The organism is Delftia sp. RIT313 (assembly GCF_000632165.1).
In the GTDB taxonomy this organism is placed as follows: Bacteria; Pseudomonadota; Gammaproteobacteria; order Burkholderiales; family Burkholderiaceae_C; genus Comamonas; species Comamonas acidovorans.
In genome coordinates this window covers 1-18,130 of record NZ_JFYT01000050.1, presented here as the reverse complement: position 1 = coordinate 18,130, position 18,130 = coordinate 1, and the positions used below count along the sequence as shown (strand labels likewise).

The 18,130-nt window shown below is 68.3% G+C and carries 14 protein-coding genes; 5 read left to right on the top strand and 9 right to left on the bottom strand.

Translation table 11 applies throughout. The features are described from left to right. Positions 1-28: 28 nt before the first annotated feature. The 4 genes from BW39_RS14875 to BW39_RS14860 form a co-directional block, all read right to left on the bottom strand. Positions 29-1,891, bottom strand: coding sequence for a dihydroxy-acid dehydratase (locus BW39_RS14875; RefSeq protein WP_043822630.1), 1,863 nt, complete (start codon positions 1,889-1,891; stop codon positions 29-31). A gap of 117 nt (positions 1,892-2,008) precedes the next feature. Then, entirely contained in the window at positions 2,009-2,311 is a 303-nt protein-coding gene (locus tag BW39_RS14870; RefSeq protein ID WP_016450218.1) for a helix-turn-helix domain-containing protein, read from the bottom strand. A gap of 648 nt (positions 2,312-2,959) precedes the next feature. Beyond that, positions 2,960-4,429 carry a cytochrome c oxidase accessory protein CcoG gene (gene ccoG / locus BW39_RS14865; protein ID WP_052155346.1) on the bottom strand — a complete coding sequence of 490 codons (1,470 nt, stop codon included), beginning with the start codon at positions 4,427-4,429 and terminating at the stop codon, positions 2,960-2,962. A 136-nt stretch (positions 4,430-4,565) separates the two neighbouring features. Further along, a complete protein-coding gene (locus BW39_RS14860; protein ID WP_043822624.1) occupies positions 4,566-5,099 on the bottom strand; it encodes a hypothetical protein in 534 nt (177 codons plus the stop codon). A 253-nt stretch (positions 5,100-5,352) separates the two neighbouring features. Between BW39_RS14860 and BW39_RS14855 the strand changes: the two genes are divergently transcribed. Together BW39_RS14855 and BW39_RS14850 are read left to right on the top strand one after the other, a co-directional pair. Further along, complete coding sequence (locus tag BW39_RS14855; RefSeq protein ID WP_034398293.1) at positions 5,353-6,324, top strand: DUF2157 domain-containing protein; 972 nt, start codon at positions 5,353-5,355, stop codon at positions 6,322-6,324. Further along, the gene (locus BW39_RS14850; protein WP_043822622.1) at positions 6,321-7,976 is read left to right on the top strand and encodes a GDYXXLXY domain-containing protein; all 1,656 of its coding nucleotides are present in this window, start codon (positions 6,321-6,323) and stop codon (positions 7,974-7,976) included. Before BW39_RS14855 ends, BW39_RS14850 begins: the two co-directional genes overlap by 4 nt. Before the next feature lie 14 nt (positions 7,977-7,990). Here BW39_RS14850 and BW39_RS14845 read toward each other — a convergent pair whose 3' ends face one another. The 3 genes from BW39_RS14845 to BW39_RS14835 all read right to left on the bottom strand — a co-directional run bounded on the left by BW39_RS14845 (position 7,991) and on the right by BW39_RS14835 (position 12,047). Beyond that, positions 7,991-9,106, bottom strand: coding sequence for a CaiB/BaiF CoA transferase family protein (locus tag BW39_RS14845; protein WP_043822619.1), 1,116 nt, complete (start codon positions 9,104-9,106; stop codon positions 7,991-7,993). 157 nt (positions 9,107-9,263) lie between these two features. Further along, complete coding sequence (locus tag BW39_RS14840) at positions 9,264-10,268, bottom strand: Bug family tripartite tricarboxylate transporter substrate binding protein (RefSeq protein WP_043822617.1); 1,005 nt, start codon at positions 10,266-10,268, stop codon at positions 9,264-9,266. A 75-nt stretch (positions 10,269-10,343) separates the two neighbouring features. Then, positions 10,344-12,047, bottom strand: coding sequence for an acyl-CoA dehydrogenase family protein (locus tag BW39_RS14835; protein WP_043822614.1), 1,704 nt, complete (start codon positions 12,045-12,047; stop codon positions 10,344-10,346). 136 nt (positions 12,048-12,183) lie between these two features. Here BW39_RS14835 and BW39_RS14830 point away from each other — a divergent pair, with 136 nt between their 5' ends. After that, positions 12,184-13,083 (top strand): LysR family transcriptional regulator, encoded by a 900-nt coding sequence (locus BW39_RS14830; RefSeq protein WP_043822612.1) that lies wholly within the window; start codon positions 12,184-12,186, stop codon positions 13,081-13,083. A 142-nt stretch (positions 13,084-13,225) separates the two neighbouring features. On the opposite strand, the gene BW39_RS14825 is transcribed toward BW39_RS14830, so the two are convergent. Together BW39_RS14825 and BW39_RS14820 are read right to left on the bottom strand one after the other, a co-directional pair. Continuing rightward, on the bottom strand, positions 13,226-16,102 hold the full coding sequence (locus BW39_RS14825; RefSeq protein WP_043822611.1) for an aconitate hydratase: 2,877 nt from the start codon (positions 16,100-16,102) through the stop codon (positions 13,226-13,228). A gap of 176 nt (positions 16,103-16,278) precedes the next feature. Then, positions 16,279-16,698: a hypothetical protein gene (locus tag BW39_RS14820; protein ID WP_043822696.1), complete on the bottom strand. Its 420-nt coding sequence runs from the start codon at positions 16,696-16,698 to the stop codon at positions 16,279-16,281. 454 nt (positions 16,699-17,152) lie between these two features. Here BW39_RS14820 and BW39_RS14815 point away from each other — a divergent pair, with 454 nt between their 5' ends. Next, positions 17,153-17,425, top strand: coding sequence for a hypothetical protein (locus tag BW39_RS14815; protein ID WP_043822610.1), 273 nt, complete (start codon positions 17,153-17,155; stop codon positions 17,423-17,425). 493 nt (positions 17,426-17,918) lie between these two features. Then, positions 17,919-18,130: hypothetical protein (locus tag BW39_RS14810; RefSeq protein ID WP_043822694.1), on the top strand; the 212-nt coding region annotated here is incomplete at its 3' end.

Below are 18,130 nucleotides of genomic sequence, written 5' to 3'. Positions count from 1 at the left end.
GGGGGAAATGCGTGCCAGCCCGGCGGCTTCAACTGTCGTCGCGCAGCCAGACCACCTGGCCCGAATGCGTGACCGCGCCCTGGTGGGCTGGGCGCACGGTGAGCGCGTATTTTTCCAGCACGCCGCCCAGCGGCGGGGCCTGGCGGCGCGCGGCGGCTGATTGCTCCAGACGTGCGGCCAGTTCGGCCTCGCCGATTTCCACCGTGATGCTGCGCGCATCGGCGCGGGCGTCGATGGCAATGAGGTCGCCGTCGCGCAGCGCGGCAATGGGGCCGTTGTCGGCGGCCTCAGGGCCTGCGTAGCCGATGCACAGGCCGCGCGTGGCGCCAGAGAAGCGTCCATCGGTCAGCAGGGCCACCTTGTCGCCCATGCCCTGGCCATACAGCAGCGCGGTGATGCCCAGCATCTCGCGCATGCCGGGGCTGCCGCGCGGGCCTTCGTTGCGGATGACGATGACATCGCCGGCCGCGTACTGCATGGCCTGCACGGCGGCCTGGGCCTGTTCCTCGGACTCGAAGACGCGCGCGGGGCCCCGGTGCACCAGGGTCTTGAGGCCGGCCGTCTTCAGCAACGCGCCATCGGGGCAGAGGTTGCCCTTGAGCACGGTCAGGCCACCGTCGCGCGTGATGGGATTGCCGGGCGTGCGCACCACCTCGCCATCGGGCGGCGCGGCATCGGCCAGTTCTTCGGCCAGGGTGCGGCCCGTGAAGGTGAGCGCATCGCCGTGGACAAAGCCCTGCTCCATCAGCGTGCGCAGGATCACGCCGGCGCCACCGATGTAGTACACGTCGCGCGCCAGGAAGCGCCCGCCGGGGCGCAGGTCGGCGACCAGCGGCGTGCGCGCGAAGATCTCGGCCACTTCGTCCAGGTGGAAGCGGATGCCGGCCTCGTGCGCGATGGCCGGCAGGTGCAGGGCGGCATTGGTCGATCCGCCCGTGGCGCTGACCACGGCGCAGGCATTCTCCAGCGCCCGGCGCGTGATGATGTCGCGCGGCAGCGGGCCGCCGCCTTCGGCGCTGGCCCACACGGCCTGCATGAGCTGGCGCGCGGCGCGGCGCATCAGTGGTGCGCGCTCGCTGAACACGGCGGGCACCATGCTGGAGCCGATGGGCGCCAGGCCCAGCGCCTCGCTCACCATGCCCATGGTGTTGGCCGTGAACTGGCCAGCGCAGGCGCCGGCCGTGGGCAGGCAGGCGCGGCTCATGGCCTCCAGGTCCTGCGCCGTGGCGGTGCCGGCCAGCACCTGGCCGATGGTCTCGTAGGTATCGACCACGTTCAGGTCGCGCCCGTGCACGCCGGGCGCCTGTCCCGGCAGGGCCGAGCCGCCATGCACGAAGACGCTGGGCACATTGCAGCGCACCATGCCCATCATCAGCCCCGGCAGGTTCTTGTCGCAGGCGCCGATGGCGAAGATGCCATCCCACTGGTGGCCGCGCACCGAAGCCTCCACGCTGTCGGCGATCAGCTCGCGCGAGACCAGCGAAAACCGCATGCCCGAATGCGCCATGGTCAGCCCGTCGCTGACCGACACCACCGGGCATTCATGCGGCGTACCGCCCCCGGCATAGATGCCGGTCTTGGCATGCTGGGCCTGGTCGCGCAGGTTGAGGTTGCAGGGGCTCATCTCCCCGCCCGTGTGGAACACGCCGATGTGCGGGCGCTCTATGTCTTCGTCGTCCTGGCCCAGGGCATGCAGGAAGCTGCGCGTGGTGGCACGGATGGTGCCGGAGCGGATCAGGGCGGAGCGAAAAGGCGTGGGCTTGGGCGTGGCCGCTGCCGGGCTGCCGCCGGTGGTGCTGGTGGTGCCGGCTGTGGTGGTGGAGGCGGCCAGCGATGCGGAGGCGCTGGACTCGGAAAAGACGTTGTCGGGGGAGGCAGGTTTCTTGTTCATACGCGGGACGGAAAACAGCCGCCCACCATAGCGGGGTCTGCGGATTTCCCTATGAGCATTTACACCAGATCGTGTCTCCCGGGAGTCGCCCGCATACCGCCCTCGCGTGGCCCCGGCTCAGAGGATGGCCTGGAGGCCTTTGTCGGCGATGACGTTGAGCAGCTTGAGCGCCGGTCCGGCGGGACGGGTTTCGCCCTGCTCCCATTTGCGCACCGTGGAAGCCGTGGTGTGCAAATGCAGCGCAAACACCGGTTGGCTGAACTTCAAAGTCTCGCGCAGTTGTTTGATGTCGGCCGCCTCGAACTCCCGCACCGGGGGAGGACAGATCGCGTCGAACTCGCGCATCGTCACCTTGTCGATGGCGCCCGCTTCGTACAGCGCAGCCAGATCGCCGCGCAGGGATTCAATGATCTTGCTCACAATGCACCTCCAACAAAACGCCTGACTGCAAGGCTTCGGTAGACACAGGGTAATGCCAATGGGATGCAGCGTGCTGCCACATCCTGTCCGCACGAATCCTGACCCGTGTCGTCAAAGACTGTTCGCAAGTTTTGCCCCTGCCGGGCGGCAGCTTTTAGAGGCCGGGTCTCGGCCCGGCAGCCGACTGCCCTTTCTTGATTCGCCAAGAAAGGTCAGATCAAAGAAGGCGACCCCGGATGTCCGCGACCCTCCGCTTCGCTGCGGGCAACCTGCGTCATGGCGGTTGCAGGGTTCGCTGCGGAACTCGCTTTGCGCTTCGCGCGCCGCTCAAACAACCGCAGCGAGTCAGATCACGAAGCAGTCCTGTCCTTCGGCAGGACTGCAACCCCGCAACCACTACGCCGCAGGCGCTGACATACGGGGAGCCGTGACGGGCCTTTGCTTCGCTCGGCCTCTGGTTTCAAGCAGCCAAGTTCACTCATGAGGCTGGCTGTGCAGACTGTGGAAGACGCATCAATCTCACTACAAAAAAAGGCCCCGGAGAAAATCCCGGGGCCTCAAAACCGATGCCCGCCCGCGCTGCAGCGGACCAGGCATCGTGCACAACAACTGCGCCGTACTCCTGAATCAATCCATCCAACCAGCCCTTCAGCGCGGCACCAGGAACGTGCTGTGCGCCTGCTTGGTAAGCGCCGGATCACCCACCGCCGTGGCCGTGATCTCCACGCCATGCGAGCCAGGGCCGGCCGCGCCATAGGGCGCCTGCAGCCGCACCACGACCCAGCGGTCCTGGGCCGCGCCCACGTCCACCTCGGTCTCCGAAGCCACGCGCAGGCCTTCGATGCCCGAGGCCGACAGCACATAGCGCTGGTCCTGCTCCGTGGCATTGCCGATCTGCACGCGGTAGATGTTCTCGATCTGGCCGCCGGCCACGATGCGCGAAAGCGTGCCCCGGTCGCGCACCACGTCCACCTTCAGCGGCGTGCGCAGCGCTAGGCTGGCCACCATGGCCGTGGAGATGGCCACCAGCGCCGTGCCGTAGATGAGCACGCGCGGGCGGAAGATGCGGCGCACCAGCTCGCTCTGGCGCCAGCCCCGGGCCACGCCGTTCTGCGTGGACAGGCGGATCAGCCCGCGCGGGTAATGCATGCGGTCCATGACGCTGTTGCAGGCGTCGATGCACAGGCCGCAGCCAATGCACTCGTACTGCAGGCCGTCGCGTATGTCGATACCCACCGGGCAGACCTGCACGCACAGCGTGCAGTCGATGCAGTCGCCAAGCCCCTGGGCCCGGTAGTCCACCCCCTTGTGGCGCGGGCCGCGCGATTCGCCGCGTGCGGTGTCGTAGGTGACGACCAGGGTGTCCTTGTCGAACATGGCGCTCTGGAAGCGCGCATAGGGGCACATGTGCTTGCAGACCTGCTCGCGCAGGAAGCCCGCGTTGCCGTAGGTGGCCAGCGCATAGAACAGCACCCAGAAGATCTGCCATGCGCCGGTCAGCGCCAGCACCTCGGGCAGCAGGCTGCGGATGGGCACGAAGTAGCCGACGAAGGTCAGCCCCGTCCACAGCGAGATCAGCAGCCACAGCGCATGCTTGCCGCCGCGCCGCGCGATCTTCTCCGCGCCCCAGCCGCTGCCGTCCAGCCGCAGCCGCGCGCTGCGGTCGCCCTCCAGCCGGCGCTCCACCCACATGAACAGCTCGGTGTAGACCGTCTGCGGGCAGGAAAAACCGCACCACAGCCGCCCCGCCACCGTGGTGAACAGGAACAGCGCCAGCGCCGAGACGATGAGCAGCACGGCCAGGTAGATGAAGTCCTGCGGATACAGCAGCCAGCCGAAGACGTAGAAGCGCCGCTGCTCCAGGTCGAACAGCAGGGCCTGCCGGCCATGGATCTGCAGCCAGGGAATGCCATAGAAGAACAGCTGCGTGAGCCAGACCATGGCCCAGCGCCAATGGGTGAAGCGCCCCGTGATGGAGCGCGGCTGGATCTTCCTGCGCGATTCGAACAGCGGGGAGTCCGCGCTGGCATCGGCGATGGGAATCACCTTGCGTGGCGCGGGCCGCGGCCGGGGGGCTGCGGCGGTTTCATCGGGAAGCGGTTTCGGTCGTTCTGACATGCGGGGCCTTCGCCCCGGCCGCTGCGCCCTTGATGCGGGCTTGTCATGAATTGCCGGGGACTGCCTGGACTATGCCCAGCGCCCTGCCCTGGCGGTAGCAGCAGATGCAGCGGATTCGACCGTATCAGATGGCGGGTCAGGCCTGCGGCGAGCGCAGCGCCGCAACGGCAAACCGCAGCCCCCACAGCACCAGGCACAGCCCCAGCAGCGCCGTCAGCGTGCCGATGCGCACATCGGCCTGGAGCACGCCCCAGCGGCTGAAGATCTCCGTCCAGTCATGGTCGCCGCCGCCCACCAGCGGCAGTACCTGGGCACGCGCGTCCTTCATGTAGTGGGCCACGTTCATGAGGCTCTCCCCCAGCCACATCAGCGCGGCAATCCAGCCCGTGCGCTGGCCCTGCCTGTGGAAATGGCGCATGAACAGGGCCGGGAACAGCAGCTGGAACAGCGTGCCGCCGTAGACCGAGAGATGCTGCGAGAACAGGGCCACCAGCGGATGCCCGGCTTCGTGCAGTGCCAGGTTGGCGTTGTCCAGCAGCAGCAGCCAGTGACCCTGGCTGAGGAAGTGGCCCCAGACGATCCAGGCGGCAAAGGCCGTCAGCGCGATGGCGGCAGGCCGGGTGACCGGCTGCCACTCGATCTGCCCGTCCAGCGCATCGCCGCGCTTCATCGCGCCTGCCCTGCAGGTTGTGGGTGCGGATGCGGATGCTGGTGCGTTTGCGCACCAGGGCAAGGGGCAGGCAGGAAAGGCATGGCGGCAGGATTGGGCTTGGCAGCAATGGCAAGAGGATGGCAGGACTCTGGCCGCGATCTTCCCACGGCTCGCCCGGCTCGCCGGAATGCCGTCCTGCGCCGCCATCCATGCACGCGAGGTTCTGGCACAGTCGGGCATCCGACTCTTCAAGCCAAGGAACGTCCGCACCATGAACCTGCGCCCCCTATTGCATGACCTTGTCCGCCAACATGGCCTGGACCGCAAGGCCGCCGTGCAGCTGTTTGCACTGGCGGGATTCGAGCAGGAACCGGCTGCGCTCAGAACCCGCCTGTGGCCCGTGGTGGCCTTGCTGGGCGCGGCGCTGGGCGGGCTGGGCATCGTGCTGTGGATTGCCGCCAATTGGGAGAGCATGGGCCGCATGCAGCGCTTCGCCCTGCTGCAGGGCTTCGTGCTCGTGATGTGTCTTGGCGCGGCATGGCGCGCGGCGGCGCGCGTGCCGCTGTCCGTGCTGGCGCTGCTGGGCACGGGTGCGCTGTTCGCCTTTTTCGGGCAGACCTACCAGACGGGAGCGGACCCCTGGCAGCTGTTTGCGCTGTGGGCAGCGCTGACCCTGCCGCTGGCCCTGGCGGCGCGCAGCGATGGCGTCTGGGTGCCCTGGGTGGTGGTTGCCATGACGGGCATTGCGCTGTGGGCGCAGGCCCATACGCCGCAGTTCTGGGAGGTGGAGTCGCGCGACCTGGGCGTCCATGCCGTTGCCCTGGGCGCCGCCCTTGCCGTCACCGCGGTCATGGCACCGGCCCTGCGGCGCTTCACGGGCGCGGGGCTGTGGGCCTTGCGCGGCGCGGGCGCGCTGGCGCTGGCGATGATCACCTCCACCGCCATCAGCGGGCTGTTCCACAGCACGGTGGCGCCGCAGTACCCGCTGGGGCTGGTGCTGCTGGCAGGCGCGGCGGCGCTGGCGGGCCTGCGCAGGCATTTCGACATCTTCCTGCTCAGCGGTGCGGCGCTGGGCCTGAACGTGCTGCTGGTGTGCGGCCTGGTCTACCTGCTGCTGGAGAAACTGGGGGCGGACTTCACGGGCATGCTGCTGCTCGTCGGCCTGGGCGCTGCGTGCCTGCTGGCGGCCACGGTCAGCCTGGTGCTTCGAATGTCACGCAACGCGGAAGGAGGCCTTCAATGAGCCACGAACACGACACCCTGCTGCGCCAGGCCGTGGACCAGGGCATCCTGCCGCCTGCCGCCTTGCAGGATCGCCGCCCTGCCGCCAACGACCGCCATTGGGCGGTGGTGCTGCTCACGGCGCTGGGCGCCTGGCTGGCCCTTCTTCCCTTGCTGATTCTGTTTGCGTTTGCCCTGTCCGACTGGATAGAGCGCGGCGCAGGCACCTATGTGATCGGCGCCATGATGCTGGCCGCAGCCGTGGCCGTGCTGCGCGCCGAGGAGCTGCCCGTCTTCCTGGAGCAACTGGCCCTGCCTGCCATGCTGACCGGCGCCGGCCTGCTGGGCTTTGGCCTGGCGCGCGACCTGTCGGGGCAGGCTGCGGGCGCGATAGGCCTGGCCATTGCGCTGGCCTGCACGGCCGCCATTCCAAGGCCCTGGCTGCGCGTGCTGCTGGGCGCCGCCTGCGCGCTGCTGTTTTGCACCATGCTCTGGCCGGACAACGATCCATCCACCCTGTACGCAGGCCTGCCGACCTGGGTCATCGTGCATGCGGCGCTGCTGCTCTGGATGCTGCTGCTGGCAGCCCAGTGGCGCGCGCTGGGGCAGTCTGCGGCACAGACCCGCATGGCGGCGGCGCTGGAGCCCTTTGCCACGGGCTGGCTGCTGGCGGTGCTGGCTGGCCTGGCCTTTCTGTCCGGCAGGAGCTTCATGGTGGCCGGCGTGCTGGGCGGCGGCCTGGCGGGCGAGCTGGCGCAGGAAGCCGCCCCGAACATCTCCATGGGCGTTCTGACGCAGGCCGGCTCGGCCGTGCTGGCCCTGGCAGCCGCCTGGTTCGCCCAGCGCGCATGGCCCACGCTGCGGCAGCCGCGCGCCGCCGTGGCTGCCGTGGTGCTGGCCGTGCTGAGTGCCTTTCTGCCCTGGCTGGGCGCCTGCCTGCTGGCGCTGGCGGTGACCGGCACCAGCGGCCGCTGGCGGCAGGCCGCAGCGGCCGCCCTGGCTGCCGCCTGGATCGTGGGCAGCTTCTACTACCAGCTGGCCTGGCCACTGGCCACCAAGGCCCTGGTGCTGGCCGGCTGCGGCGCCTTGCTGGGCCTGCTGGCCTGGGCAGGGCCGCGCGCGGCAGCCCTGCCAGGCAGCGCGGAGACCGCCGCCGCATCGGGCGCCGCGCCCCTGCAGCGCTGGGCGCCGTGGCTGGTGGTGCTGACGGCGGCCTGCACGCTGGCGGTGGCCAATATCGGCATTGCGCAGAAGGAACGCACCATCGCCCAGGGCCGCAAGGTGTTCGTGGAACTGGCGCCGGTGGACCCGCGCTCCCTGATGCAGGGCGACTACATGCGCCTGAACTTCCGCCTGCCTTCCGAGGACAGGGACGTGGAGAAAGAGAACCTGCGCGGCGGACGCCTGTACGCCATCGGCAAGCTCGATGAGCAGGGCGTGGTGCAGTGGCTGCGCACCGGCACGGCCAGCGAGCCGCTGGCGCCCGGCGAGCAGCGCTTTGAACTCACCCCGCGCGGCGGCCGGTGGACGCTGGTGACGGATGCCTGGTACTTCCGCGAAGGCGATGGCCAGCGCTGGGAGCAGGCCCGCTACGGCGAGTTCCGCGTGGAGCCCGACGGGCGTGCGCTGCTGGTGGGCATGGCCGACGCGCAACTGCGCCCCATCGTGCCCTGAGCGCACCAGGCAAATCACTCGAAACTGTCGCCCTCGGCCAGCGGCGCATGCCGGTAGCTGGCCGGCGTGCGGCTGAGCTTGACGGGCGCGCCCAGGCCCCGGTAGCCGCCCTGCATCTCCACCACCATCTCGCGGTGCAGGGTATGCGGGTGGTTGAGCGCCGCGTCCACGCCCAGCACGGGCGCGGCGGGCACGCCGATGGCCATCAGCGCATCGGCCAGGGCGGGGCCGTCGCTGGCCTGCAGGGCCTGCTCCAGCAGCGGCTTGAGCGCATCGCGGTGGTGCGAGCGCTGGCCGGCCGTGGCGAAGCGCTCGTCGGCCACCAGTTGCGGGCATCCCAGGTGCTCGCACAGCAGGCGGAACTGGCGGTCGTTGCCCACGGCCAGGAAGACCGGCGTGGTGCCCGTGGCAAAGCTGTCGTAGGGATAGATGTTGGGATGGGCATTGCCCGAGCGCCCCGGTGTCCTGCCGCTCATGAACCAGTTGCCCGCATGCGGGTGCAGCAGCGAGATGCCGCTGTCGTACAGCGAGACATCGACCAGCTGGCCCAGGCCGCTGCGCTGGCGCTCCTGCAGCGCCAGCAGCACGCCGATGACGCCGTTCATGCCCGTGACCATGTCCACCACGGGCAGGCCCACGCGCAGCGGATCGCCGCCGGCCTCGCCGTTGACGCTCATCAGACCCGTCATGGCCTGGATGGCCGCGTCATAGCCGGGCCAGGCGCCCAGCGGGCCATCGGCGCCGAAGCCGCTGACGCGGCACCAGATGAGGCGAGGAAAGCGCTCGCGCAGCTGCTCCCAGCCAATGCCCCATTTCTCCATGGTGCCGATCTTGAAGTTCTCCACCACCACATCGGCCTGCTCCATCAGCGCCAGCACGGCCTGCTGGCCTTCGGGCTGGGACAGGTCCAGGAACTGCAGCCGCTTGTTGCGGTTCAGGCCCCGGTAGTAGGAGGACACACCGTCCTGGAACGGCGGCCCCCAGGCGCGCGTATCGTCGCCCTGCGGCGGCTCCACCTTGAGCACGTCGGCGCCGTGGTCGCCCAGGATCTGGCCGCACAGCGGGCCACCAAGAATGCGGGAGAGGTCGAGGACACGGATGCCCTGGAGGGCACCATTGGCTCTGCTCATAAAGTTTCTTTCTTCATTGGCACAAGGTGCAAGACTGGCGTGCTTCAAGCCACTGGGGCGCCCAGCAAGGGCCGCCCCGCAGCGAAGGCGCCGTCCCACTCCCGCGTGCGAGAGAGGGGGAAGCGGCGTAGCCGCTCAGGGGGTGTTCTCCATCTATTCAATCCAGTTTGGCGCCGGAGGCATCGACCACGGCCTTCCACTTGGTCACTTCCTGCGCGATGAAGGTCGACAGCCCCGCTGGCGACAGATCCGATGCCGGCTCCAGCCCCTGGTCGGCAAAGGTCTTGCGGATGCGCTCGCTGCTCAGAGCCTTGCGGAAGGCCGCGTTCAACGTCTCGATGCGGTCGGCCGGCGTGCCGGCCGGTGCCACCACGCCGAAGAACACGCTCACGTCGTAGCCGGGCAGGCCCTGCTCGGCGATGGTGGGGATGTCGGGCATGGCCTGGGAGCGTTTTTCCGTGGCCACGCCAATGGCCTTGAACTTGCCGGCCTTGATGTAGGGCATGGCGGTGAGGATGTCGGTGAAGGTCATGTTCACCTGCCCCGCCAGCAGGTCGTTGAGCGCCGGGCCCGTGCCCTTGTAGGGAATGTGCTGCAGCGAGGTGCCGGCCATCTTGTTGAACAGCACGCCCGCCAGGTGCGACGAGGCACCATTGCCCGAGGACGCATAGTCCAGGCTGCCCGGTTTGGCCTTGTCCTGCGCAATCAGCTCCTGCACGGTGGTGGCCTTGGTGGCCGGGTTGACCACCAGCACGTTGGGCAGGTGGCCCACGCGGATGATGGGCGCGAAGCTGGTCTGCGGGTCGTAGTTGATCTTGCGGTACAGGTGCTTGTTGATGGCCAGCGGCCCCGAAGTGCCGAACATGATGGTGTAGCCGTCGGGCCTGGCGCGGGCCACGAAGTCGGCACCGATGTTGCCGCCCGCACCGGCCTTGTTCTCCACGATCACGCTCTGGCCCAGCGTCTCGGTCAGCGATATCGCCAGCGTGCGGGCCATGGCGTCCGTGGGCCCGCCGGGCGGGAAGGGAACGACGAAGCTGATGGGCCGCTCGGGAAAGCGTTCGGCCAGGGCGGCGGCCGGCAGTGCGGCGGTGGCGGCGAGCGCACACGCCCACAGGAATTGGCGTTTCTGGAAGGACGGCTTCGGGTCAGTGCAAGGCATGGCGTTTGTCTCCGGTACTTGTGCGGTCATCCCTGTGGACGGGATGTGTGTTCTGGGTCGGTGCGGTCGATGGGCTCAGCGTGTCCAGCCTTCGGGCAGGTCGCCTGCCGCCAGCGGGTCGCGCGGCAGCACGCGGTGCAGCAGCACCAGCTGGGCCCAGCGCATGCGTTCGGCGCTGCCGGTGCACGATGCCTCCCAGGCCATGGCCGTGGCCGTGAAGCAGTGGTACAGGCCCGAGGCGGCGGCGCGCGCCAGGCGGTCACCGCCCTCCTCGGCCGCGCGCAGGGCCAGGGCCGCAGCCTTGTCCATGCTGGCCGACAGCGCGGCCTTGAAGTCCGTGGCCGCCTCGGTCTGGGCCAGCAGCTGGGCCGCGTGGTCGCGCAGCACGGGCAGCGAGCCTTCGCGCTTGATGGCGCGGATCACGTCCAGCGCCACGATGTTGCTGGTGCCTTCCCAGATCGATCCCAGGTGGGAGTCGCGCACCAGTCGCGGATCGCTCCACTCCTCGATGTAGCCGCATCCGCCGCGCACTTCCATGGCGTCGCCCGTGACCTTGCGCGCGTCGCGGCAGGCGCGGAACTTGATCATGGGCGTGAGGATGCGCAGCAGCGCGTAGGCGCCGTCTTCGCCTGCGTCCGAACGCTGCAGCGCCTGGGCCGTCTGCAGCACCATGGTGCGGGCCTGCTCGGAGTAGATGCGCAGCTTGTCGAGCTGGCGCTGCATCAGCGGCATGTCCTGCAGGGCCTTGCCGAAGGCGCGGCGCTCGCGCGCCACGTACTCTGCCTCGGCCACGGCACGGCGCATCAGCCCGGCCGAGCGCACGCCGTTGGACAGGCGCGAGTTGTTCACCATGTCGGCCATCTGCACGAAGCCCCGACCCTGCTCGCCCACCAGGTAGGCGACGGCGCCTTCGAGCACGATCTCGCCGCTGGCCATGGAGCGCGTGCCCAGCTTGTGCTTGAGGCGCACGATGCGGTAGTGGTTGGCCGAGCCGTCGTCCAGCCGGCGCGGCAGCAGGAACAGCGAGATGCCCTTCATGCCCGCCGGCGCGCCCTCCACGCGCGCCAGCACCATGGCGAAGTCGGCATCGGGGTTGGAGCAGAACCACTTGTCGCCCGACAGGCGCCAGCTGCCGTCGGCGGCCGGGCGGGCCAGCGTCTGGGTGTTGGAGATGTCCGAGCCGGCCGCCTGCTCTGTCATGAACATGGCGCCCTGGGCCTGGTCCTCGAAGCGCAGCTGCGTCATGCGCGGCCAGTACTTCTCGACCAGGGCCGGCTTGCCGTACTTGCGCAGCGTGCGCGCCAGCGAGTCCGTCATGGACAGCGGGCAGCACAGGCCGAACTCGGCCTGCACGAACAGATAGGTCAGCGCGTACTTGGCCAGCGGCGGCAGCTTGCCATCCCAGCCCAGCACGCCCGTGCGGTGCGACATGACGGCCAGGCCAAACTCGCCATAGGCCACGCGCTCCATCTCCACATAGGCCGGGTGCTTGACGATGCGCTGCGCATCGCGCCCCGTGCGATCGCGGTGCTCCAGCTCGGGCGGATTCCTGTCGGCGGTCAGCGCCCATTCATCGATCTCGCGGCCGGCCAGCGCGCCCATGCGCTCCAGATGGGGCTGCAGGTGCGCGTTCACCTCGGGCGGCAGGTACAGCGCCAGCAGCGGCTGCAACTGCGAATCGGTGGTGTACAGGTTGCTGCCGTGGCGGTCGGGCACGGCCTGGAAAGCCTGGGCGGGGGAAGCCTGCATGGCGGCCAGCGCCTGCGGTTCGGGGTTCATGGTCTGTCTCCTGTGCGGGAACCTGGCCCGGGCGCATGGGCTCCGGGTCTTGGGGATGCCCCCATTCTTGGAAACAGTCCTATTCGAGTCAAATATCGATAACGTATTGATCAATAGTCAAACCGGATAGAACGCCATGGAGCTGAGACAACTGAGGTACTTTCTGGTGCTGGCCGAGGAGCTGCACTTCAGCCGCGCAGCCCAGCGCCTGTCCATCTCCCAGCCGCCGCTGAGCGTGGCCATCCGCCAGCTGGAGGAAGAGTTGGGCGCCCAGCTGTTCGAGCGCACCAGCAAGGAGGTGCGGCTCACGGCCGCCGGCAAGCACCTGCGCGTGCAGGCCCAGGACATCATGGAACAGGCCCAGCGCGTGCGCCAGGACATGCGCGCCATCGCCGACGGCGTGCAGGGCCGCATCCGGCTGGGCTTTGTGGGATCGGCCATCTACCGCGGGCTGCCCGAGGCGCTGGAGAGCTTTCGCGCCCGGCACCCGCTGGTGCGCATCGACATGCTGGAGCTCAACAGCGCCGAGCAGATCGCCGGCCTGCAGCAGGAACGCCTGGACCTGGGCCTGCTGCACGCCACGCGCCCCGCGCCTGGCCTGCAATCACACACCCTGGTGAGCGAGCCCTTCATGGCCTGCCTGCCCGCAGGCCATGCGCTGGCCGGACTGCGCAAGCTGCAGGTGCGCCAGCTGGCGGGTGAGCGCATGGTGCTGTTCTCGCGCCAGGTCTCGCCCGACTACCACCAGCAGATCTGGCAGATCTGCCAGAGCGAGGGCTTCACGCCCGACCTGCACCACGAGGTGCGGCACTGGCTGTCGGTGCTGTCCATGGTGTCGCTGCGTCAGGGCGTGTCCCTGGTGCCGGCCTGCCTGCAGCGCGTGGGCTTCCCGGGGCTGGCCTTCGTGCCCATCCAGGGCCGGCACCCGCAGTCGCAGATGCAGGCCATGTGGCATCCGGGCCATGTGCAGCCCCTGGTCGAATCGCTGCTGGCCCACCTGCGCGACAGCGTGGGCAGGCTGGGGCAGCAGCCATAAACGCCACACCCTTGCTCAGTTCACTATGTCCAAAACTGGCGTGACCCAAAAGCGAGGGACACCGAGCAAGGGCCGCCCTGCCGCCAGGGTGTCGTCCCCCTTCCAGGGGGAAGCCGCATAGCGGCTCAGGGGGTTTCCAACTTCATTCAAGGAGCTGCCTGAGAACGTACGGCAGGATGCCGCCGTGCCGGTAGTAGTCCACCTCGATGGGCGTGTCGATGCGCAGCTTGACCACCACGGTCTGCTTGCTGCCATCGGCACGCGTGATCACCAGCTGGGCCTCGCTTTGCGGTGCCAGGTCGGCGGCGGGAATCACTTCCACAAACTCCTCGCCCGTCAGGCCCAGGGTCTGCCAGCTGTCCGTGCCCAGGAACTGCAGCGGCAGCACGCCCATGCCCACCAGGTTGGAACGGTGGATGCGCTCGAAGCTGCGCGCCACCACGGCCTTGATGCCCAGCAGCTGCGTGCCCTTGGCGGCCCAGTCACGGCTCGATCCCGTGCCGTATTCCTCGCCCGCGAAGATCACGGTGGCACGGCCCTCGGCCTGGTACTTCATGGCCGCGTCGTAGATGGGCATCTTGGTGACCTGGCCCGTGCCGTCGCGGTACAGCGTCAGGCCGCCCTCCTCGCGCGAGCCATCGGGCTGCGCCGGAATCATCAGGTTCTTGATGCGCACGTTGGCAAAGGTGCCGCGCATCATCACCTCATGGTTGCCGCGCCGCGAGCCGTAGCTGTTGAAGTCGGCCTTTTGCACGCCGTGGGCCAGCAGCCAATGGCCTGCGGGCGAGCTTTCCTTGATGGAGCCGGCCGGCGAGATGTGGTCGGTGGTGATGGAGTCGCCGAACAGCGCCATCACGCGCGCGCCGTGCACCACGTAGGGGTTGGAGCCCTCGGCGCCGGCAGCAGGCGCGTCCAGCTGGAGCCGGAAATCATCGAAGAACGGCGGCTCGGCAATGTAGGTGCTCTCGGGCCAAGTATAGGTGGCGCCCGTCACGCCGTGGATCTTTTCCCAGAGCTTGCCGGGCTCGGAGCGCACCTTCTCGTAGTTCTCGCGGAAGGCCTTGCCGTTCATGGCGTACTTCATCAGCGCATGGATTTCCTCGCTGGTCGGCCAGATGTCGCCCAGGTAGATGTCACGGCCGTTCTTGCCCTGGCCCACGGGCTCGGTCATCAGGTCGCGGCGCACCGTGCCGGCAATGGCATAGGCCACGACCAGGGGCGGGCTGGCCAGGAAGTTGGCCTTGATGTTGGGGTGGATGCGCGCCTCGAAGTTGCGGTTGCCCGACAGTACGGCCGCGCAGACCAGGTCGTTGCTGGTGATGGCCTCGTTGAGCTCCGGCGTGAGGTCGCCCGCGTTGCCGATGCAGGTGGTGCAGCCGTAGCCGGCCAGCGCAAAGCCCAGCTTTTCCAGGTAGGGCAGCAGGCCGGCTTCGGTCAAATACTCGGTCACCACGCGCGAGCCCGGCGCCAGAGAGGTCTTGATGTGCGGCTGCACCGTGAGCCCGGCCTTCACCGCCTTCTTGGCCAGCAGGCCGGCGGCCAGCATCACGCTGGGGTTGGAGGTGTTGGTGCAGCTGGTGATGGCGGCAATCAGCACGTCGCCGTTGGCGATGCTCAGGCGCTTGGCAGGGGCGGGGGCATCGACAGGTGCCTCGCTGTGGGCGGCCTCCAGACTGGGCTTGTTGGCCTCCATCTCGGCCAGCGAGCGCTGCGCGCCGGGCGGATGGGCCGGCGTCTCGGGCGCCACCTCGCCCTCGCCGCCACCGCCTACGCGAAAGCTCCGGCCCAGCCGCTCCATCGGCTGGTTGAACCCGTTGTGCGCCGCAGGGGCGCTGAACAGCTCATCGAACTTGGACGACACATTGCCCAGCTCGATGCGGTCCTGCGGGCGCTTGGGTCCGGCCAGGCTGGGCGCCACGGTGCCCAGGTCCAGGCGCACCACATGCGAGTAGTCGATCTCGCCGGCGGCCGGCACGCCGAACAGTTCCTGTGCACGGAAATAGCCCTCGAAGGCCTCGATCTCGGCCTTGCTGCGGCCCGTGCCCCTGAAGTAGTCGATGGTTTTTTCATCGACGGGGAAAAAGCCCATGGTGGCGCCGTACTCGGGCGCCATGTTGCCGATGGTGGCGCGGTCGGGCAGCGCCAGGCTGCGCGTGCCTTCGCCGAAGAACTCCACGAACTTGCCCACCACCTTCTCGCGGCGCAGGATCTCTGTCACCGACAGCACCAGGTCGGTGGCCGTCACGCCCTCGCGCAGCTGGCCCGACAGCTCGAAGCCCACCACATCGGGCGTGAGGAAGTACACGGGCTGGCCCAGCATGGCAGCCTCGGCCTCGATGCCGCCCACGCCCCAGCCCACCACCCCGATGCCGTTGATCATGGTCGTGTGGCTGTCCGTGCCCACCAGGGTGTCGGGGTAGTGCACGCCGTCCTTGGTCTTGTGCACGCCGCGCGCCAGGTACTCCAGGTTCACCTGGTGGACGATGCCGAAGCCCGGCGGCACCACGCCGAAGGTGTCGAAGGCCTGCATGCCCCACTTCATGAACTGGTAGCGCTCTTTGTTGCGCTGGAACTCCAGCTTCATGTTCAGGTCCAGCGCCTTCTTGGTGCCGAAGTAGTCCACCATGATGGAGTGGTCCACCACCAGGTCCACGGGCACCAGCGGCTCGATGGACTTGGGCTTCTTGCCCAGCCTGGCGGCCGTGCTGCGCATCGCGGCCAGGTCGGCCAGCAACGGCACGCCCGTGAAATCCTGCAGCACCACGCGCGATACCACGAAGGGGATCTCGTCCACGCGCTCGGCCTGGGGCTTCCAGTTCGCCAGCTGCTCCACATGCTCGCGCGTCACCTTGTTGCCATCGCAGTTGCGCAGCACGGACTCCAGCACGATGCGCAACGACACGGGCAATCGCCGGACCTGTGGATATTGCCTTGCCAGTTCAGGCAGGGAGAAGAACTTGCCCTTCTTGCCCCCCGCCGCAGCAAAGGACTTGAGGGTGTTTTCATATTCGTGGCGCATCGTGAGACTCCTGGATGAAACTCTGGGAAGGCACATGCGCGCCGCCTTTTCCGGGCTGCTGGGCATGCACCAAGACTCTGATTTCCATTGTGCCCAGAAGTGCCCGCGGATGCTGTGGTCCATTGGCGATAGTCACACGCGGACAACGCTGTCCGCGCGGCAAAAGCGGCAGGCTTTCACGGGGCTGTCATCGAACCGGCCAGCGAAGCCCTGCTGCGCCACAACCCCGCGCACTGCAGATCGCCCAGCGCCACGCCGATGGCCGCCTGGCCCAGCACCCATGCCCAGCCTGCGGGCGCAGGCGCCAGCACGCCGCTGTACAGCAACACGCCGCACGCCAGGGCCCAGCCGAAGTTGCCGAACACGGCAATGGCCACCAGCCCCCTGCTGCGCGGCATGCGGCACGCGCCCCAGCCAGCCACGCAGGCCCAGGCCAGCAAGAAGCACCCCGTGCCCAGCAGCAGCGCCTGCGGCAAGCCCGTTGAAACGGCCAAGGGCTGCGAAAAAGCCAGCTGCACCGCACCGGCCGCGGCGCAGCAGATGGCGTCGGCCCACAGGGTGCGGGACAGGAAACGGGCATGGGAAAACATCGGCATCAGCACTCCTTGTGGATCGCCGGGCATGCACCTCGCAAGCCGGCCCCACCGATGCTCCGCCGCCACCGCCCCCCGAGTCCATGACCTGCCAGGTCATGCCAGCCCCGCTGGAGCAACTCCAGTCGCTATGCCACAATCCGCACCAGCCCCCTGTCACGGGGCCGGTGCTTGAAAACACCTTTGAAGAATAGCGGAGCGGCCTCCCCGATAGCGAGGCCTTGTCACGTCTGATTTGCTTGGATCGTGGGCGCTTGCCTGCATCCGAACGGTTTGGGACGGGATGGGGCTCACCGCAAGGCTGCCCGCACGACTATTCTCGTGTTTTCAACATCCCGTCCACCATTGCTGTGCTTGAAAACCCGGCCTGGTGGTTCAGTCTCGAATAGGAGCACGGAACCATGTACATCGCATCCATCTCGATGGCCCGCCTCACCTTTGCACGGAGAGCCGAGCCATGACACCCAGACCCCCACCAAGCGCCGAGCATTTCACCCAGGTCGTGACCGAGGTGGACCGCCTGGTGCAGCAAGGCTGTGCCGAGATCTCTGCGCTCTCCCGCATGGCCCTGCTGTGGCTGGAAACGCCCGAAACCAGCAACCGCCTGGACGTGCTCGCCAGCGCCCTGCGCACCATCCGCAACAGCGCCGACATGCTGGCCAGCGAAACCAGCGGCGAAGTCGTCGCCGTGGGCTGCTCCCACTACGTCAAAAGCAGCACAGCCCCCTGAACCGGGCCCAGCGCAGCGAAGGCCCGCACCAGCTCCCCGTATGCCAGCGCCTGCGTCGGGCCGCCTGCTGGGTTGCAGTCCTGCCGAAGGACAGGACTGCTTCGTCAACTGACTCGCCGCAGTTGCCAGGTCATGCCAGCCCCTCTGGAGCAACTCCAGTCGCTATGCCACAATCCGCACCAGCCCCCTGTCACGGGGCCGGTGCTTGAAAACACCTTTTCCAAGACTAGCGGTGCAGCCTCCCCGTCAGCGAGGCTTTGTCACGTCTGAATCCTGTATTCGTGGGCGCTTGCCCACGTCTGTGCGATTTCGGGCGGGATGGGGCTCACCGCAAGGCTGCCCGCACGACTAGTCTCGTGTTTTCAACATCCCGCCCACCTGCCTGCGCTTGAAAACGCAACCCGGTGGTCTCAAGCCTCGACTAGGAGCACGGAAGCATGCGCAACGTTTGCCTTTCCACGGCCTCTCTCAACCTTGCACGGAGAGCCGAGCCATGACACCCAGACCCCCACCCAGCGCCGAGCATTTCACCCAGGTCGTGACCGAGGTGGACCGCCTGGTGCAGCAAGGCTGTGCCGAAATCTCGGCGCTCTCCCGCATGGCCCTGCTGTGGCTGGAAACGCCCGAGACCAGCAACCGCCTGGACGTGCTCGCCAGCGCCCTGCGCACCATCCGCAACAGCGCCGACATGCTGGCCAGCGAAAC